Origin of the sequence: Hymenobacter mellowenesis (genome assembly GCF_030581005.1) — a bacterium.
Classification (GTDB): domain Bacteria; phylum Bacteroidota; class Bacteroidia; order Cytophagales; family Hymenobacteraceae; genus Hymenobacter; species Hymenobacter mellowenesis.
On the sequence record NZ_JAUQSX010000022.1, the window covers coordinates 27,855 to 44,981 of the forward strand.

12 protein-coding genes are annotated in these 17,127 nt (G+C 65.3%); 6 read left to right on the forward strand and 6 right to left on the reverse strand.

Annotation, left to right across the window (positions count from 1 at the left end; all coding sequences use genetic code 11):
- Positions 1 to 587 precede the first annotated feature (587 nt).
- The 4 genes from Q5H92_RS25880 to Q5H92_RS25895 all read left to right on the forward strand — a co-directional run bounded on the left by Q5H92_RS25880 (position 588) and on the right by Q5H92_RS25895 (position 6,587).
- Complete coding sequence (locus Q5H92_RS25880) at positions 588 to 2,525, forward strand: phage tail-like protein (protein WP_305014478.1); 1,938 nt, start codon at positions 588 to 590, stop codon at positions 2,523 to 2,525.
- Positions 2,471 to 4,147, forward strand: a complete 1,677-nt coding sequence (locus Q5H92_RS25885; RefSeq protein ID WP_305014479.1) for a tail fiber domain-containing protein — start codon at positions 2,471 to 2,473, stop codon at positions 4,145 to 4,147. The genes Q5H92_RS25880 and Q5H92_RS25885 overlap by 55 nt, the downstream gene beginning before the upstream one ends.
- Before the next feature lie 32 nt (positions 4,148 to 4,179).
- Positions 4,180 to 5,592: a T9SS type A sorting domain-containing protein gene (locus Q5H92_RS25890; protein WP_305014480.1), complete on the forward strand. Its 1,413-nt coding sequence runs from the start codon at positions 4,180 to 4,182 to the stop codon at positions 5,590 to 5,592.
- A 245-nt stretch (positions 5,593 to 5,837) separates the two neighbouring features.
- Complete coding sequence (locus Q5H92_RS25895) at positions 5,838 to 6,587, forward strand: fasciclin domain-containing protein (RefSeq protein ID WP_369811184.1); 750 nt, start codon at positions 5,838 to 5,840, stop codon at positions 6,585 to 6,587.
- 145 nt (positions 6,588 to 6,732) lie between these two features.
- Here the strand turns inward: Q5H92_RS25895 and Q5H92_RS25900 are convergent, their stop codons facing one another.
- The 5 genes from Q5H92_RS25900 to Q5H92_RS25920 all read right to left on the reverse strand — a co-directional run bounded on the left by Q5H92_RS25900 (position 6,733) and on the right by Q5H92_RS25920 (position 14,285).
- A complete protein-coding gene (locus tag Q5H92_RS25900; protein WP_305014481.1) occupies positions 6,733 to 8,676 on the reverse strand; it encodes a T9SS type A sorting domain-containing protein in 1,944 nt (647 codons plus the stop codon).
- A 63-nt stretch (positions 8,677 to 8,739) separates the two neighbouring features.
- A complete protein-coding gene (locus Q5H92_RS25905) occupies positions 8,740 to 9,501 on the reverse strand; it encodes a PASTA domain-containing protein (RefSeq protein ID WP_305014482.1) in 762 nt (253 codons plus the stop codon).
- Between the two features lie 144 nt (positions 9,502 to 9,645).
- The gene (locus tag Q5H92_RS25910) at positions 9,646 to 12,345 is read right to left on the reverse strand and encodes a D-alanine--D-alanine ligase family protein (RefSeq protein ID WP_305014483.1); all 2,700 of its coding nucleotides are present in this window, start codon (positions 12,343 to 12,345) and stop codon (positions 9,646 to 9,648) included.
- A gap of 80 nt (positions 12,346 to 12,425) precedes the next feature.
- A complete protein-coding gene (locus tag Q5H92_RS25915) occupies positions 12,426 to 13,130 on the reverse strand; it encodes a copper homeostasis protein CutC (protein WP_305014484.1) in 705 nt (234 codons plus the stop codon).
- Between the two features lie 138 nt (positions 13,131 to 13,268).
- Positions 13,269 to 14,285: a glycosylasparaginase gene (locus Q5H92_RS25920; protein ID WP_305014485.1), complete on the reverse strand. Its 1,017-nt coding sequence runs from the start codon at positions 14,283 to 14,285 to the stop codon at positions 13,269 to 13,271.
- A gap of 212 nt (positions 14,286 to 14,497) precedes the next feature.
- Here Q5H92_RS25920 and Q5H92_RS25925 point away from each other — a divergent pair, with 212 nt between their 5' ends.
- A complete protein-coding gene (locus Q5H92_RS25925) occupies positions 14,498 to 15,352 on the forward strand; it encodes an N-acetylglucosamine kinase (protein ID WP_305014486.1) in 855 nt (284 codons plus the stop codon).
- A gap of 97 nt (positions 15,353 to 15,449) precedes the next feature.
- On the forward strand, positions 15,450 to 16,640 hold the full coding sequence (locus Q5H92_RS25930) for a phosphoglycerate kinase (RefSeq protein WP_305014487.1): 1,191 nt from the start codon (positions 15,450 to 15,452) through the stop codon (positions 16,638 to 16,640).
- A 70-nt stretch (positions 16,641 to 16,710) separates the two neighbouring features.
- On the opposite strand, the gene Q5H92_RS25935 is transcribed toward Q5H92_RS25930, so the two are convergent.
- Positions 16,711 to 17,061 carry a hypothetical protein gene (locus Q5H92_RS25935; protein ID WP_305014488.1) on the reverse strand — a complete coding sequence of 117 codons (351 nt, stop codon included), beginning with the start codon at positions 17,059 to 17,061 and terminating at the stop codon, positions 16,711 to 16,713.
- Between the last annotated feature and the right edge of the window lie 66 nt (positions 17,062 to 17,127).

Consider the following 17,127-nt stretch of genomic DNA (forward strand, 5'->3'; position numbering starts at 1 on the left):
GCAGTCTTCCCCAAACGCCAAAAAGCCCGTCGCCCACCGCGACGGGCTTTTTGGCGTTTGGGGAGCAGAAGCCGCCGCCTGTGCCGGGTTCGGCAGCTGCTCAGGGCCGACGACTTTAGCTCAAGCAGGCTGGGCCGAGGCGGTGGGCTTTGCTTCGGCCAGGCACTTCAGCAACCGCTACGCCGAGCGGTTTGGCCGCTGGCCCGTCGACTACCGCGCTACCTAGCAGTAGTGGCCAGAACGACATGCGGTACCGCCAGCCGGCCGCCTCGCGCCCAGTGGGTGAGCAGAAGTCCGCCACGGGCTGGCCGGACAGGGGTAAATCCCTGCCAAAATGCTTGAAAGTGGGCTAGAGGCTGAAGATTGGCAGGAATTCGACCCTGTTCCGGCAGCGCTTTGTCCAATTTTGTCGGCTGATAATTACCGGTTAGGGCTGGTCAGTCAGGCTTCTTTTCTCGGGGAGTAAGGTCCCACGGTCCGCGCGCGCAGGCTGGGCCGCGCGCGACCCGGTCTCGGCCAGCCGGCCATTCCACCCGCTGACCGGCCACCATTCGTTCGCTTTTCGCCAATCCCATTTCCGTTTTCTTATGAACTATTTCTCCCCTGTTTCGGCGTCGTTGCGGCGCGGCGCGGGCGGCTGCCTGGTGTTCTTGGTCGGGCTGCTGGCCGCCGCGCCGCTGGCCGCGCAGGCCCAAACCGGCGCGGTGGGCATCGGCACCACCACGCCCGCCGCCTCGGCTGCGCTCGACGTGAGCAGCACCAGCAAGGGCCTGCTACCCCCGCGCCTGAGCCAGGCCCAGCGCGACGCCATTGCCAGCCCGGCGGCGGGCCTCACCATCTACAACACCAGCACCGGGGTGCTCAACACCTGGGACGGGACCAAGTGGGTGGCGGCGCTGGCCGACACCACGCCCGCACTCGCCACCTTTGCCTTCATGGGTACGGCCCAGACCTACGTCGTGCCGGCGGGCGTTACGGCGCTCCAGGTGGACCTGGCGGGCGCAATGGGCGGGTATACCTACAATACCAACACCGGCCAGGGGCTGGGCGGGCGGGTGCAGGCCACGCTGGCCGTGACGCCCGGCCAGGTGCTGACGGTGTACGTGGGCGGGGCCGGCACCAATGCCAACGCCGGCAGCGGCGGCTACAACGGCGGCGGCAGTGCGGTATTCGGCGACGGTGGCGGGGGCGGGGCCAGCGACATCCGCCTTGGGGGCACAGCCCTGGCCAACCGGGTGCTGGTGGCCGGCGGCGGCGGTGGCGGCGCCGACGAGGGGGCCGGCGGCGCGGGCGGCGGCCTGACGGGCGGCGCGGGGGCCGCTGGCACCGCCGGCAGCGGCGGGCTGGGCGGCAGCCAAAGTGCAGCGGGCACCGGCGGCGCGGGGAGCGGCTCCTATGCGGCGGGCAACGGCGGCAGCGGGGCCACGGGCGGCAACGGCACCTTCAGCAACGGCGCCGGCGCCGGCGGGGGCGGCGGGGGCTACTTCGGGGGGGGAAGCGGCGGCGGCTTCAGCGGCGGGGGCGGTGGCTCGTCGTATGCGGGCGCGGGCACCAGCGCCGTGGCGCACACCCAGGGCGTGCGCAGCGGCGACGGCTACGTGCGCTTGTTGCCCGTCGCCTACGCGTCTTTGCCGGCACCTTTTCTGGATGCCAGCAACATTGCGGGCGTTATCCGAAACCAAACCAGCCCGCAGCTTGGGGCCAACTTCAACATTGAGGGCAACGGCACCATCGGCGGCAACAGCACGGTGGCCGGCAATGTGGGCATCGGCACCAGCAGCCCGGTCGCCAAGCTCCATGTGAGCGGCAACCTGCGGGCCGACCTGGCGAGCGGTGCCTTCACGCTCAACAACTTCGCGCCCAGTAACGGCACGGTGCTGCTGGGCAATTTCACCGGGGCCGCCACCAGCGCCCCGCAGCTGCGCTTCGAGGGCGTGGGCAACTCGTTCATGGACATCGGCCAGGATGCGGCCGGGGCCTTCGTGGTGGAGGGCAATGACCAAGCCCGTCTGACCGTGCAAAACGCGGGCAACGTGGGCATCGGTACCACCCAGCCCACCCAGAAGCTCGACGTGAACGGGCAGCTGCGCGTGCGCGGCCTGAGCGGCACCGACACCCGCCTGCCCGTGGTGCTGCCCGACGGCACCCTGGGGGTGAGCGCGCCCGTGTTCAGCAGTGCGGCCAACACGGCCACGCCCATCCCCGCCGGGGCCACGGGCACGGTGGGCACGGGCCGCAACCCGACCAGCGTGGCCGTGAGTGGCCTCCGGGCCTACGTAGTGAGCGAAGGGAGCGGCAGCAGCGTGTTGCAGGTGTTCGACGTTAGCAACCCGGCCAGCCCGGTGGCCCTCGGCACCGTGGGCACGGCTCTACAGCCCAAAGGCGTGGCCGTGAGCGGCACCACGGCCTACGTGGTGGGGGGCAGCAGCGGTTTGTTGCAGGCCTACAACGTGGCCAACCCGCCAGCCCGGTGCTGCTGGGCAGCATCAACACCACCGACAGCGGCCCCAGCAACGTGGTCGTGAGCGGCACCACGGCTTACGTGACAACCTTCGGGCTGCTCGAGACTTATAATGTGGCCAACCCGGCCAACCCGGCCAGCCCGGCCCTGCTCGGCACCGTGGTCACGGGCGTGAAGGGCACCGGCCTGGCTGTGAGCGGCACTACGGCTTACGTGGTGGTGGACGGGAGCAGCAAGTTGCGGGCGTACAACGTGGCCAATCCGGCCAGCCCGGTGCTGCTGGGCGACGCCGCCACGGACCCCAGCCCCAGCGGCCTGGCCCTGAGCGGCACCACCGCCTACGTGGTGGGCAGCAGCCTGCAATTGTTTAACGTGAGCAACCCCGGCAGCCCGGCGCTGCTCGGCACGGCGCCGGGGGTTGCCGGGAAAATAGCCCTGGCCGGCACCAAAGCGTATGTGGCCGACGGCAGCACGTTGCGCGTGTTCGACGTGAGCAACCCGGCCAGCCCGGTGGCCCTCGGTACCGTGCCCCTGACAGGTAGCGCCAGCAGCCTGGCCGCGAGCGGCAGCACGGCCTATGTGACCACCGCTGGCAACAACTTGTTGCAGGTCGTGACCATCTCGGCCACCCCCCCAGACCGCGTGGTGACGGTGAGCCCCACCGGCAGCCTGGCTTCGGTGGCGCTGCCCGGTGCGGCTGATTTTATACAGAACCAAACGGCCCAGCCGCAAAACGGCGGGTTTTCGGTGAGCGGCGCCGGCACGGTGGGCGGGCTGCTCACGGCCGGCAGCGCCAGCGTAAACGGCAGCCTGGGGGTGAACGGCAGCACCACCCTGAACGGCAGCGGCTACGTAGGCGGCAACCTGGGCATTGGCACTGCCAACCCCAATCAGAAGCTCGACGTGGCGGGCAACGCCAACGTGAGCGGCAACGCCAACGTGGGCGGCAGCGTGGGCATCGGCATCAGCAGCCCCAGCGCCCGGCTGCACGTGGCCGGCGTGGCCCTGGTGAACGGCGGCGGCCCGCTGCCCAGCACCACCAACGCCACGGGCCTGGGCTGGAACGCGATATACGCCGGCAGCGGCGAGAGTGAGCTCTACAACTACCGGGGCTTGGGCAACGGCGGCTTCCGCTTCTTCTCGGTGCCCGGCACGGCCGCGCCCACCGCCTCCAACCAGATTGCCCAAATCAACGGCAGCACCGGCATATACTCGAACCTGTCGGACCGGCGGGTGAAAACCAACATCACCCCGCTGGCCCAGGGCCTGCGCACGGTGCTGGCCCTGCGCCCCGTCTCTTACGACTTCCACACCAGCCGCCACCTGGAGAATGGCGTGGTGACCTTCCTGCCCGATGATAAGCCGGTGCGGGCGCTGGGCTTCGTGGCCCAGGAGCTGCTGCCGCTCGTGCCCGAGGCCGTGGAGAAGCCAGCCGACGACAAGAAGGGGTTCTACGCCGTGTCCTACACCACCCTCGTGCCCGTGCTCACCCAGGCCATCCAGGAGCAGCAGGCCCAGATTGAGGCGCTGAAACAGCAGAATGCCGCCCTGCAAGCCCGCGCCGCTACCGCCGAGGCTACCGCCAGCAGCGCCAAAGCCGAAGCCGCCCGCGCCACCGCCACGTTGGAAACCTTTGAGGCCCGGCTGCGGCGGCTGGAGGCGGCTGGCGGGCAGGCCCAGCGCTAGTTTTTAAGCTAATAGCTCAACATATTCTTCTTATGAAATCACTTATGACCCTGTCCCTGCTGCTGCCCGCGCTGGCTGGCCGGGCCCAGCTCGTCAACGACGGGGCCACCCTCACGGTGCAGCCGGGGGCCACGCTCTACGTGGCCGGCGCGGTGCAAAACAATGCCAATGGCACGTTCGCCAACGCCGGCACCGTGCAACTCACCGGCGACCTCATCAACGCGGGCACCCTGGCCTCGCCCGGCAAGCTGCTCTTCAGCGGCACCACCAACCAGACGCTTACACCCGGCGCGGCCTCCACCGTGGGCACGCTGGTGCTGGCCAACACCGGCGCGGTGGGCCAGCGCACCCTGGCCCTGCCTGCCAACCTGACCGTGGGCACGGCCCTCATCCTGCAAAGCGGCCTGTTGCGCACGGCCCCCGCCGTCACCCTCACCCTGCCCGACGGGGCCACGCTCAGCGGCGAGCAAACCGGCCAGTATGTGCAGGGCAACCTGCGTATCGAGCGGGCGGCCGGCAGCGGCGTGCTCGACTTCGGCCACGGCGCCACCCTCGACCGCTCGGGCTTGGGCGCGGTGGCCATCACCCGCACGGCCGGCCTGCTCACGGATAACCTGAGCCGGGCCGTGGGCCTGGGTAGCCCCGGAGTCCGGGGCATCGACCGCATCTGGACCGTGGAAACGGCCGTGGCTCCCGCCGCGCCCGTGCCCGTAACGCTGAGCTGGCTGGCCGATGACGACAACGGCCTCGCCAGCTTCGCCACCACGCAGGCTTGGCGCGCGCCGCTCGGCTCCAGCAACTGGGCCGCCACGGGCAGCGCTGGCCCGGCCGCGGTGAGCGGCAGCACGCGGAGCTTTTCCTTCAGCACCGCGGTGCTGGACCGGCTCACGCTCGGCGGGCTGGCCGCGCCGCTGCCCGTCACGTTGGTGGCCTTCACGGCTGAGCCGCAGGGCGCCGACGCGCTGTTGCGCTGGGCCACGGCTTCGGAGCTGCACAACGACCGGTTCGAGGTGGAGGCCAGCGCCGACGGGCGCACGTTCGGCCGCATCGGCACGGTGGCGGGCGCGGGCAGCAGCACCCAGGTCCACACTTATCAACTGGTCGACCCGGCCATTACGCGTTACGCGACCCCGCTGGTGTACTACCGCCTGCGCCAAGTCGACACCGACGGCACGGCCAGCCACTCGCCCGTGCGCACGGTGGCCGTGCCGGCGCGCGGCCCGGCCGGGCTGGCGCTATTCCCGAACCCGACCCGGGCTACGGCCACGCTCACCGGCGCCGCGCCGGGCGCGGCGGTGGTTGTATTTGACGCCGTGGGCCGGCACGTGCTCGATGTGACGGCCGCCGCCGACGGCACGGCCACCCTGGCGCTGCCCTTTGGCCTGGCCAGCGGCGTGTACGTGGTGCGCACCGGCAGCCAGGCCCTGCGCCTGACGGTGGAGTAGCGGCGGGCTATGGCAAAACCGGCAAAGCCCCAGCAAGACGGCACCTGGCTATCGAGGTGCTGCCCCGCCGGGGCTTTGCCGTGGCAGACGCACGATTTTGGGAGTTTGAGACGCATCAGGAGGCTTTGGGGCTCACGCTGCCGGACCACCAAATCGCGTTGCTGCAGCGAATCAAACCCATTGCTTGTACATGTGCGTATAGTTGGACAGTAGATACGCTTAACTCCAACTCCCAATTCCATCCCATGAACAAGAACACATTCTTCGCCGCTGCTGCCTTGCTGGCGGTCCTCGCTACGCCCGCCTTTGCCCAGGACGGCATGAAGACCAAGTCGGACGACGAAAAAACCAAGACCAAGGCCGACGGCATGACCACCAAAACCAAGATGTCCGACGATGGCAAGATGAAGGTGAAAGGCAAGTCGGACGCCGGCGATAAGATGAAGGCCAAAACTATGCCCCGCAAGGGCGAGGCCATGAGCACCACCAATTCGGCCATCACGACGACCACCATGAGCACCACTACCACGGGCGGCGTGATGGTAGGCGGCGCCATGATGACGCCCGATAAAGACATCGTAGACAACGCCGCCGGCAGCGCCGACCACACCACCCTGGTAGCTGCCGTGAAAGCCGCCGGCCTGGTAGAAACCCTGAAAAGCACCGGCCCCTTCACCGTATTTGCGCCCACCAACGCGGCTTTCGAGAAGCTGCCCGCCGGCACCGTCAATTCGCTGCTAACGCCCGAAATGAAGCCTAAGCTCACCGCCGTTCTCACCTACCATGTGGTGCCGGGCCGCTACACCGCCGGCAACCTCACCGCCGGCCAGGTGCTCACCACCGTGGAGGGCGAAACGCTGACGGTGATGAAAAACGGCAACGGCGTGATGATTAAAGATGCCAAAGGCGGCATGGCCCGCGTCACTATTCCCGATGTGATTTCGAGCAACGGCGTCACCCACGTCATCGACACCGTGCTGATGCCAACCAAGTAAGAGGCGAAGTCGCCGCACAGAAAAGGCCCGCTGGATTATTCCAGCGGGCCTTTTTATATCAAATAATTTGCCCGAGATGTCTCGGCAAGCTCGACATGACGTTCTAAAGCTTCTCTAAAACAGCTCTCAATCGAATTGCGCAGCCTTATTCCAGCATTAGCCGGCGGCCCACGGTGCGGCCATCGGCCAGGGTGAGGCGCACCGTGTAGACGCCCGCCGGCAGGGTAGGCAGCGGCAGTATGGCTTGGCCAGCCTGCGCGGCCGGCTGCTCCCACACGGTGCGGCCCAGGGCGTCGAGCAAGGTGGCGCGGGCAAAGGCCGGGCCGTCCACGCGCACGGTGCCGTGGGCGGGGTTGGGGTAGAGGCTGTAGGCGGCGGCTTCGCGGGCCGAGGCGGTGGCCGTGGTCACGTTATTGGTCATCACCGGACGCATCATGAAGGCACCGCGCCGGGGCTGGAAGCGCACCGAATCCCAGATGCCCACGTTGCTGCGGCTCCAGAGGTAGCCGCTGGGGAAGGAGTTGTTCAAGTCTTTGCCGTAGTGCAGGTCGCGCCCCGTCGAAGGCTGTGAGTAGCCCACGTAGAAGATGCCCGACACCGGCACAGGCTGGTCGAAGGTGATTTCGACGTAGGGCAGGCCGCCGGCCGCCGGGGCCGTGCCGGGCAGGGTGGCGGTTTTGCTGGCAATGGGCGCGGCGCTGGGCTTGCCCGAATCGTCGCTCCACACGCTGATGGTGACGGGGCGCACGTTCACATCGGATGCCGTGTACACCGGGTAGAGGCGCAGGCCACCTACGTGGTCGGGCTGGTTCAGGTTGAAGCGGTAGGCCAGGGCGGCCGGCTGGCCCGTAGAGTAGGCAAACTGTTGGGTGTAAGCCTCGGCCGTGCCATCGTCGTAAGCGAAATAGTTGTTGAGGTCTACATCGCGCGAAATGGTGTCGTTGGGCATGGCCCGCGGCATTTCCAGGCCGTTGGTGTTGATGACCAGGCTGTAGCGCAGGCGCTTAGGCGTGGCCGTGGCGGGCACCGCCACCGAGGCCGCCGACCCTATTTGCGGCGAGTTGCGCACGTTCGGATTGATGAGGCGCGAGGCTTGCAGCCAGGTGCCGAACGTGGTGTTGGTGGTCAGGTTGCGCACGGTGCCGGTCACGTCGATGGGCCGGGGCAGGGGTGGGGTAGGCAGCTCCAGGTTGGTCAGGTTCACGCCCAGGTTGGGGTTCAATTCGCTGGTGGTGGCGGCGTTGAACTGCCACACCGGCATGGCCGTGAAGCGCCGCAAGGGGCTGCGCAGCCCGCCCGAGGGGTTGCCGCCCAGCAGGCCGGCGCCGGTGGCCACGTCCACAAAGGTGGTATCGGCCAGGCCGCGGGTGCGGTTGCGGTCCAGCAGCACGTAGTCCACGCTCCAGTTGTCGAGGTTGTCGGACGTGTTGCCGCTGGCCACCAGCATAAACTGGAAATTACCGTGCAGGTACTGAGTCTGGTTCAGGGCGACGACCTGCTGGCGGAAGCCGGTGAGGGCGCGTTGGCTGTTGTAGAACCAGGCCCGCACCCAGGTATTGGCGCTGGTTTTCAGGTACAGCTCCAATTTGACCGGAGTGGTGGTGGAATTGGGGTTGGGCGTGCCCAGAATGCTGCCGGCCTGCCAGGCAAAGCTCAAATACACCTGGTCGTTGGCCGTGAGGCCGCTCAGGTCAATGGGTTGCGATGTCAGCGAGTCGATGGTACCGTAGAGCACTGTGGTGCTGCCGCTGTAACTCTGGCCGTTGGCCTTGATGCCGTCCAGCGTAGCCGCGCCGCGGGAGAGGGGCGCCAGGGCCAGTCGGTTGCTCACAAAAGCGCCGCCCGTGGGAACCCACCGCCGCACATCGGGCGCGCCTTCGAGCGGCGTGGTGAAATCATCAAAAAAAGGCAACGCCAGCGCCGTGGTGCGCTGCCGCACCGCCGGGTCGATTTTGGGCAGGTAAGCCGCCCGGCTGGGGTCGGCCGCGAGCGGGCCGGAGGGCAGCACGACCTGGGCCTGGGCCACGCCGGTGGCCAAAAGCAGCGCCGGAACTAGCAGGCGGCAATACGTGCGGAATCGTGTCATCATACGGTTGCGTGGAAAGTTGTAAGCCCAACGCCCGAGCCTTTACAAAAAGTGCGTGACGAACAACTATTTTGCCACCCAGATGTCCACCAACTGGCCGGTGCGAATGGTGGCATCGGGACCGGCCACGGGGCGCTGGCGTACCACGGTGCCGGCCGTCTGGCCTTGTTCAGCGGGCTGCTCAAACACTTCACCCTTCTGCAGGCCCTGGCCCACGAGCAAAGTAATGGCTTCATCCCCGGGCATATTGATGAGGTTGGGCACGGCAAACGTCTGGTTGCCCTGGCCGTCGCCCACCACCAAATCCACGGTGGCGCCCTTGGTGATGGGGGAGCCGGCTGCGATTTCCTTGCCGTTCACCAGCTGCTTTAGCACCTGCCCCGTGGCCAGGTCGGGCACCAGCTGAATCTGGCCCACCACAAGGTCGTAGCTTTTCAGGATAAGTGTAGCCGCTTTGGAGGAGTTGCCGATGAGCTTGGGCATCTTGATGACGGGCGGGTTTTTCATGCTCACCTGCACGTAGATTTTGCGCCCTTCCTTCACCTTTTCGCCCGGCGCGGGGTCCTGCACCAGCACCGTGAAGGCCCGCACGCTGGGGTTGTAGCTGGAGTCATCCACGAAGTAGGCCAGGTTGCGCTCGTCGAGGTAGTTTTCCAAGTCGGCCACGTTCATGCCCGTCACCTTGGGCACGGTGATGGTTTCGCCGTGGTGCGTGCTCATGGGCAGGTACACGTAGAAAAAGCCCAGCACCAGCAGCACGCCCACAATGGCAATGAGCACGAGGTGCTTCACGAGGTCAAGCGGGGAATTAGCAGAGAAAAACGACATGCGGTAAACGTAGTGACAATGATTTTATCCCAAAGAACGTCATGCAGAGCGCAGCGAAGCATCTTTACCTCGGAAGTAAATAATTACTGCTGCGGTAAAGATGCTTCGCTGCGCTCTGCATGACGTTCTCGGTAATACGACGGTTTAGCTGGCCGGAACGGCCCGCGCCACCCGCGCCTTGCCGAACTCCAGAATCCGGTCGATAAACTCGTAGGGCGTGTAGCCGGCCAGCGCCGTTTGGTGGAAAATACAGGTGGCTGGCGTCATGCCTGGCAGCGAGTTCACTTCGATAATGAGCACCTCCACTTCGCCCTCCTGGCGCACCCGCACGAAGGCATCGATGCGCGCATAGCCCTGAATATCGAGCACTTCGGCCACGCGGCGCAGCACGGCCTTCACCTCGTTCGAGATGCGCTGGCGCTCGGCGGGGTCTACGTCGTAGCGGGCCGGGGTGATATTCTGGCCTTCGCCAGCCAGGAATTTCTCTTCCAAACTCAGCACCTCGCCGGTGGCCAGGGCCTCGCTGGCCTCGAACACCTCAATGTCGAGCAGTCCGTCCTCATCGTAAGACGTGAGTAGGCCACCGGTTACTTCCAGGAAGTGGGCGGCGCCGTCGCGGCTGATGAGCGTTTCGACCAGGAAGGCATCCTTACGCGGAAATTCTTCCTTGAAGCCCAGGTGTAGCACCTCGGCCGGACCTTCCAGCAATTCTTCTTCGGTGCGAAAAATGAGCTGGCTGAAGGCTTCCAACTCCGCGCGGTTCTTGATTTTCTTCACTGCCGACGAGCAGCCGTCGTCGGCGGGCTTGGCGATGAAGGGGTAGGGGAACTGCGTTTCGAGGCTGCGGTAGAAGCTTTCGGCGTCGGCCTGCCACTCCAGCTTGCTGGCCATGCGGTGCTCGGCCACGAGCAGGCCGGCTTCGCGCAGGCGCTTGTTCGTCTCGAACTTGTTGATGGTGACGCTGCTGCTGGCCACGCCCGAGCCGTTGTAGGGCAGGTTGAAGCGTTCCAACTCCTGCTGCAAGGCGCCATCCTCGCCAGGGCGGCCGTGCAGGGCAATGAAGACTTCATCCGCCATCTGGGCTAATTCCTCGAATGAAATGCGGCGCGGCTGGGCCAGCGCCTGCCCGGCGTAGGTGCTGGTGATGGTGCTGGCCTCGCGCCGGATGCGTTCCAGAATAGGATGCGGGGCTTCGCCAGCTTCGGCGTGCTCAATCTTCTCGCGGATGTCGTCGGCGTTGTCCTTCAGCATCACGTTCACGGGCAGCACGTAGAGCTTGTGCTCCTGGGCCGAGCCCGTGAGGAACACCGGCACCGGCGCGTACTTGGCCGAAGAGCTGAGCTTCTCGTAAATGTTGCGCCCGCTTTCCACCGAAATGTGCCGCTCCGAGGAGTAGCCGCCCATTATCACGGCCACGCGGATACGTTCGGTGGCCTCGTGCTGGCGGCCGGCCACGGCGGCGTCCAGCTTGTCGAGCAGCTGCGCCAGCTTCACGGGGCGCAGGCCGGCCCGGCGCCGGGCCGCCAGCGAGGTGCGGATGAGGTAGGTGAGGAATTGACTCGGATTCAGCCCGATTTCGGCCGCTTGGTGGAAGAAGAACGAAGCCGGCAGCATGCCCGACGTCGTGTTCGGGTCGTTCAAGAACAACCGGCCGTCATGCCCTACAAAGCCATCGAGCCGCGCGTACACCTGGAAACCGAAGGTGCGAAACATCTCCTCGCACGCCTCCCGTATTTCCTGAATTTTCTCCTCCGGCAGGTCTATGGGCGTGATTTTACGGGCCAGGCCGGGCAGGTATTTTGAGCGGTAGTCGAACATCTCCTCGCCCTTCACAATCTCGGTGGGCGGCAGGGCCAGCGGCAGGCCGTTGGGGTCTTCCACCACAATGCAGCTGAATTCGCGGCCGGCCACGAAGCTTTCCACCAGCACCTGGGTTTCGCCGTCGATGTTGGTCAGACGGACTTCCTCGGCCGTTTCCAGCGCCTCGGTCAGCGTGTAAAGCAGGGTTTCGGGGTGGTAGATGGGCGCGGTTTCATCGTTGATGACAACCGGCAGGCCAATGCCTTCGCGGATGTCGGTCAGATGCTGCACCCAGGCAATGCGGTCCTGCTCGCCGAGGCGCTGCCAGTCGGCGCGGGTCACGGTTTTGCGGAACAGGCTTTTGTCGATGGCCGCCTCAAACTTGGCCAAATCGTCGGTTTTCAGGATGCTCACGCCGATGCTGCTGCCTTGGCGAGGGGCCTTCAGCACCAGCGGCAGGCCCAGCTCGCGCACCAGGTAAGCCAAGGTGGCGGCGTGGTCCGTGGTGTCCCATTCCTCAGCCTTGATAACGCGGAAATCGGGCGTGGGGCGGCCCAGCGCGTGCAGCAGGTTTTTCTGCGCGATTTTATCGATGCCGAAGGCCGACGGCAGAATGCCCGAGCCCGAATACGGAATGCCCAGCCACTCCAGCAGGCCCTGAATGGCGCCGTCCTCGCCGCCCGGCCCGTGCAGGGCCAGAAAGGCAAAATCCATCAGCAGGGGCAGTTCCTGCGCTTTTATTTCGCGGCCCACTTTGGCAATGGCCTCGAACCGCTCGTCGTGGCTGAGCTCGCCCAGGCTTTCAATGTAGACCTGCAAATGGTGCAGCGAAGGCGGTTGCGAGCTCACCGGCGGGTAGAAATCCCGGATGGTGCCTTTATAGATGAATTGCCAGTCGAGCAGGATGAACTGCCCGAGGCTGTCCACGAAGATGGGCACGGGCTGAAATAGCGCCTTGTCCAGATTATCAAAGACGGTGCGGCCGCCCGCGAACGAAATTTCCCGCTCGCGCGAAGTGCCTCCGAAAAAAATGCCAATTTTCATAAGTGTCGCAAAGGTAAGAAGCCGTAGCGCGGACTTTCAGTCCGCGAACGAACAACCGACGCGCGGATTAAAAGTCCGCGCTACAGCAACGCCACCAGCTCGGCCACCAAAGCGGCATCTGTTTCAAATTGTTCCGTCTGGAACAGCCCGTCGGCCGGGTTGGCAGGTACTTGGCGCTTGGCGCTGGTGTGAAACTCCTGAGCGCCCGTGTGGCGGGCCAGCTCCTGAATATTAGCCGCCGAAACCCCTGCGCCCGGCATGATACTGATGCGCCCGGCCGCTTGCGTCACCAGCGCCGCCAGCCGCGCCTGGCCCGCCGCGGCCGTGGTCTGCCCGCCCGAAGTGAGCACGCGCTGGCAGCCTATTTTGATGATTTCCTCCAAGGCTTCGGCTTGGTTGCGGCAGGAATCGAAGGCGCGGTGAAAGGTGATTTGCATAGTGCCGGCCCGCTGGATGAGGGCCTGGCAGGCGTCAATATCCACGCGCCCGGCCGCATCCAGCGCCCCCAGCACCACCCCGGCGGCACCCAACTCACGGCATACCTCTATGTCGGCCCGCATGATGGCCAACTCATCGTCGTTGTAACCGAAGCCACCCGGCCGGGGCCGAATCAGCACGAACACCGGGATGCTGAGTTGCGCCAGCGTCTCCCGAATCAGGCCGTAGGACGGCGTGATGCCGCCTTGCTCCAGGTTCTGGCACAGCTCGATGCGGTGCGCGCCACCCGCCTGCGCCGCCAACGCAGAGGGGAGGGAGGCCGCGCAGATTTCGAGGGTGAGGGGCATTGGCTAGTTGATACTGGGGGCGTTTTGGTAATCGGCTGTCATCCTGAGCGGAGCGAAGGACCTTATCACGTCGAACGACTTGTGCTGGCTGGATAAGGTCCTTCGCTCCGCTCAGGATGACAGCCGATTGTTCAATACTTACTTCAGCAAAAACTCGCTGTCGCGTAGCACCGGCGTATCGGTGGTGCTCACAGTGAAATTGAAGCCTTTTTGTAGGGCGTACGCGCCCGTCTGACCGGTTTTGCTGATGGCGATAAAGGCCACTTGAATGTCTTTGGCCTTGGCGCCTTTGATGGCGGCAATGCGCTCAATGGCCTCCTTGCAGGCCTGTTGCGGGGTGCGCCCTTGGCGCATCAGCTCCACGATGAGGTGGGCACCGGCGATGCGCACCACGTCCTCGCCCTGGCCGGTAGCGGCGGCGGCGCCCACGGCCGGGTCCACGAACAGGCCGGAGCCGATGAGGGGCGAGTCGCCCACACGGCCGCGCATTTTGAAGGCCATGCCGCTGGTGGTGCAGCTGCCGCTGAGGCGGCCTTGCGCATCCAGGGCCAGCATGGCAATGGTGTCGTGGTTCTGGGGGCCGCCCACCGGGCCGGTGGGGCGGCTTTTCGAGTTTTCGATGTTGACTACGGGCTGGTACTTACTGGTTTTCAGCCACTCCGCGTAGGCCTTTTTCGCGTCGGCACTTAGCTGCTGGGGCTCCAGTGGGAAGCCCTGGGATACGGCAAACTGCTGGGCGCCTTCGCCCACCAGCAGCACGTGCGGGGTGCGCTCCATCACGCGGCGGGCCACGCTGATGGGGTGCTTGATGCGCTCAAGCCCGGCCACGCCGCCGCAGTTGAACTTCTCGTCCATGATGCAGGCGTCGAGCGTCACAATGCCGTCGCGGTCGGGGTTGCCGCCCAGGCCCACGCAGCAGCCCTGTTCCGACTCGGTTACCATCACGCCGGCCTCCACGGCGTCGAGGGCGTAGCCGCCGGGGCCGATGACTTTCCAGGCGCCCTTGTTGGCGTTCACGCCCGCATCCCAGGTAGAAATGACGACCGGCTTGCCGGCCACCGGGGCGGCGGGCAGTGCCACGGCCGCCAGGGGCGAAGCGGCCAAGCCGGCCAAGCCAGCGGCGGAGGATTGCAGGAATTTGCGGCGGGTGGGCATAACGGAGAAGCGGAATGTGGTGGGTGGGCTAAAAAGACGTCATGCCGAGCGTAGCCGAGGCATCTCGCGTGCCGAAGTAATAAATGGCATCACAACGAAGCGAGCGAGATGCCTCGGCTACGCTCGGCATGACGGTCAAGTGTCGTTTCCCCTATATTACCAAGTGGCGAAATATACGGCCGGCTGCCAACTCCCGCGTACTTTCGCAGCCTATGATACTCATTGCCGATGGTGGGTCCACCACCTGCAGCTGGGCCTTGCTGGCCGGCGGCCCCCCCCAGTATTTCAACACCGAGGGCTACAATCCCTATTTCTGGGACACGCCGGGCATTGCCGCGTCGCTGGTGCGCAGCGTGCCGGTCGATGTGCATCAGGCGCCCATCCGTGCCATTCATTACTACGGCTCGGGCGTGCTCTCGCCGGTCAAAGCCGAGGTAGTGGCCGGGGCCCTGCGACAGGTGTGGCCCCAGGCCGGGGAGGTGTCAGTGGCCGAGGATTTGCTGGCGGCGGCCCGCGCCCTGCTGGGGCGGGAGGCGGGTTTTGCGGCCATTCTGGGCACGGGCACTAACTCGTGTTTGTATGATGGCCAGCGCATTACGCAGGTGATTGAGTCGTTGGGCTACTCGCTGGGCGACGAGGGCTCGGGCACGTCCATTGGCCGGCAGGTGCTGCGCGACTACCTGCGCGGCCGGATGCCCGCGGCGCTGGCGGCGAAATTGAAAGCCGACTACCAGCTTGGCGAGGTGAGCGAGGTGCTCGACCGCCTCTACAACCACGCGCTGCCCAACCGCTTCCTGGCCGGCTTTGCCCGGTTTGCGGGCGAACATTCCCACGAGCCCTACTGCCAGGAAATTGTTACCCGCTCCTTCGAGGCTCTTTTTGAGCAAATTGTGACGCATTACCCCGATTATCAGCGCCATGCTTTCAACTGCGTGGGCTCGGTGGGGTACTACTTTCGCGACGCGCTGGCCGCCGTGGCGCAGCGTCACGGCATGGCCGTGGGCCAGATGCTTCGCGAGCCGATTGAAGCGCTGGTGCGCTACCACGAAGTTGCCGCCCGGCCATAGAGCCGCGAAACAGAGCGCCTCTGCAACGCGCCAACGCGGAAATCCACACTTTTGCATCCCTGACCAATCACTCTCACACTCCGTTTCACTTTCTCTTATGAACACCCTCGATTCCTATAATTTCGCCGGCAAGCACGCCGTGATGCGCGTCGATTTCAATGTGCCGCTCGACAAGGACCTGCAGATAACCGACGACACGCGCATTCGCATGGCCACCCGCTCGGTGATGAAAATTCTGAACGACGGCGGCTCGGTGGTGCTGCTCTCGCACCTGGGCCGGCCCAAGGGCGGCTACGAGAAGAAGTTTTCGCTCGAAAGCCTCGTGGCGCGCCTCTCGCAGGAGTATGGCCGCGAGGTGCAGTTCGGCGGCGACGTGCTGGGGGAGGAGGCCGCGCAAAAAGCGGCGGCCCTGCAGCCCGGCCAGGTGCTGCTGCTCGACAACGTGCGCTTCTATAAGGAAGAAGAAGCCGGCGATAAGGACTTTGCCGCCAAGCTGGCCAAGCTGGGCAACGTGTACGTGAACGATGCCTTCGGCACTGCGCACCGCGCCCACGCCTCTACGGCCGTGATGGCCAACTCGTTTGCGCCCGAGGACCGGGTGGGCGGCTACCTGCTGCAATCCGAAATCGATAACGCCAAAAAGGTGCTGGAGCAGGCCGAGCGGCCCTTCACGGCCATCATGGGCGGCGCCAAGATTTCCGACAAGATTCTCATCATCGAAAAGCTGCTCGATAAGGTGGACAACCTGCTCATCGGCGGCGGCATGGCCTACACCTTCGCGGTGGCCGAGGGCGGCAAGGTGGGCAGCTCCCTGCTCGAAGCCGACAAGGTGGACCTGGCCCGCGAGCTGATTCAGAAAGCCAAAGACAAGGGCGTGAACCTGCTGCTGCCCACCGATTCGCTTATCGCCAACAAGTTCGCTAACGACGCCGAAACCAAAACCGCTCCCAATCACGACATCCCCGACGGCTGGATGGGCCTCGACCTGGGCCCGGAAAGCCGCAAAGCCTTCGCCGACGTCATTCGCCAAAGCAAAACCATCCTCTGGAACGGCCCCATGGGCGTGTTCGAAATGCCCAACTTTGCCAAAGGCACCGAAGACGTGGCCCGCGCCATTGCCGACGCCACGGCGGCCGGCGCCTACTCCCTCATCGGCGGCGGCGACTCGGCCGCGGCCGTGCAGCAGCTGGGCTTCGGCGAGCAGGTGAGCTACATCTCGACGGGCGGCGGCGCCCTGCTCGAGTACATGGAAGGCAAGGAGCTGCCCGGCGTGACGGCCCTAGGCTAGACTGCCCCATTAGTTGCAAAAAGCCCCGGCCGTGTAAACGGCCGGGGCTTTTTGCTGAAATTAACAGTGGTTACTTCGACTCCTTTTCCAGCAATTGAAGCAGCTCATCAGCGGCCTTCTCGATGTCGGAATAGCCTTGCTGGGCGGCGCGTTCCTTGACGGCAATCAGACCGTCGCGGTGCACGGTTTTGAAGTCGCCGTAGGGAAATTTGTAGCGGCCTTTGGTGTCTTCGCCCTTGCTTTTGTCGAGGCCGAGGTGCCAGTTGGCGTATTCCTCCATTTCGTGCTTTTTGAGGAAGGTATTTTCCTCGTTGGTATCGGGGTTGTGCTGGCCCCAATGGCCCTGGTCGTTCTTGAGTTTGCCGTCCTGAATGAGGCGCCGGGCGTAGGCCACGGCCTGGGGGTTGAGGGAAACGCTCATGGCTGAAAATCGGGAAGAAAGGTGGCTGAATGGCCTTCCTACGCGCCTCAACAGGTCGGGTTTCCA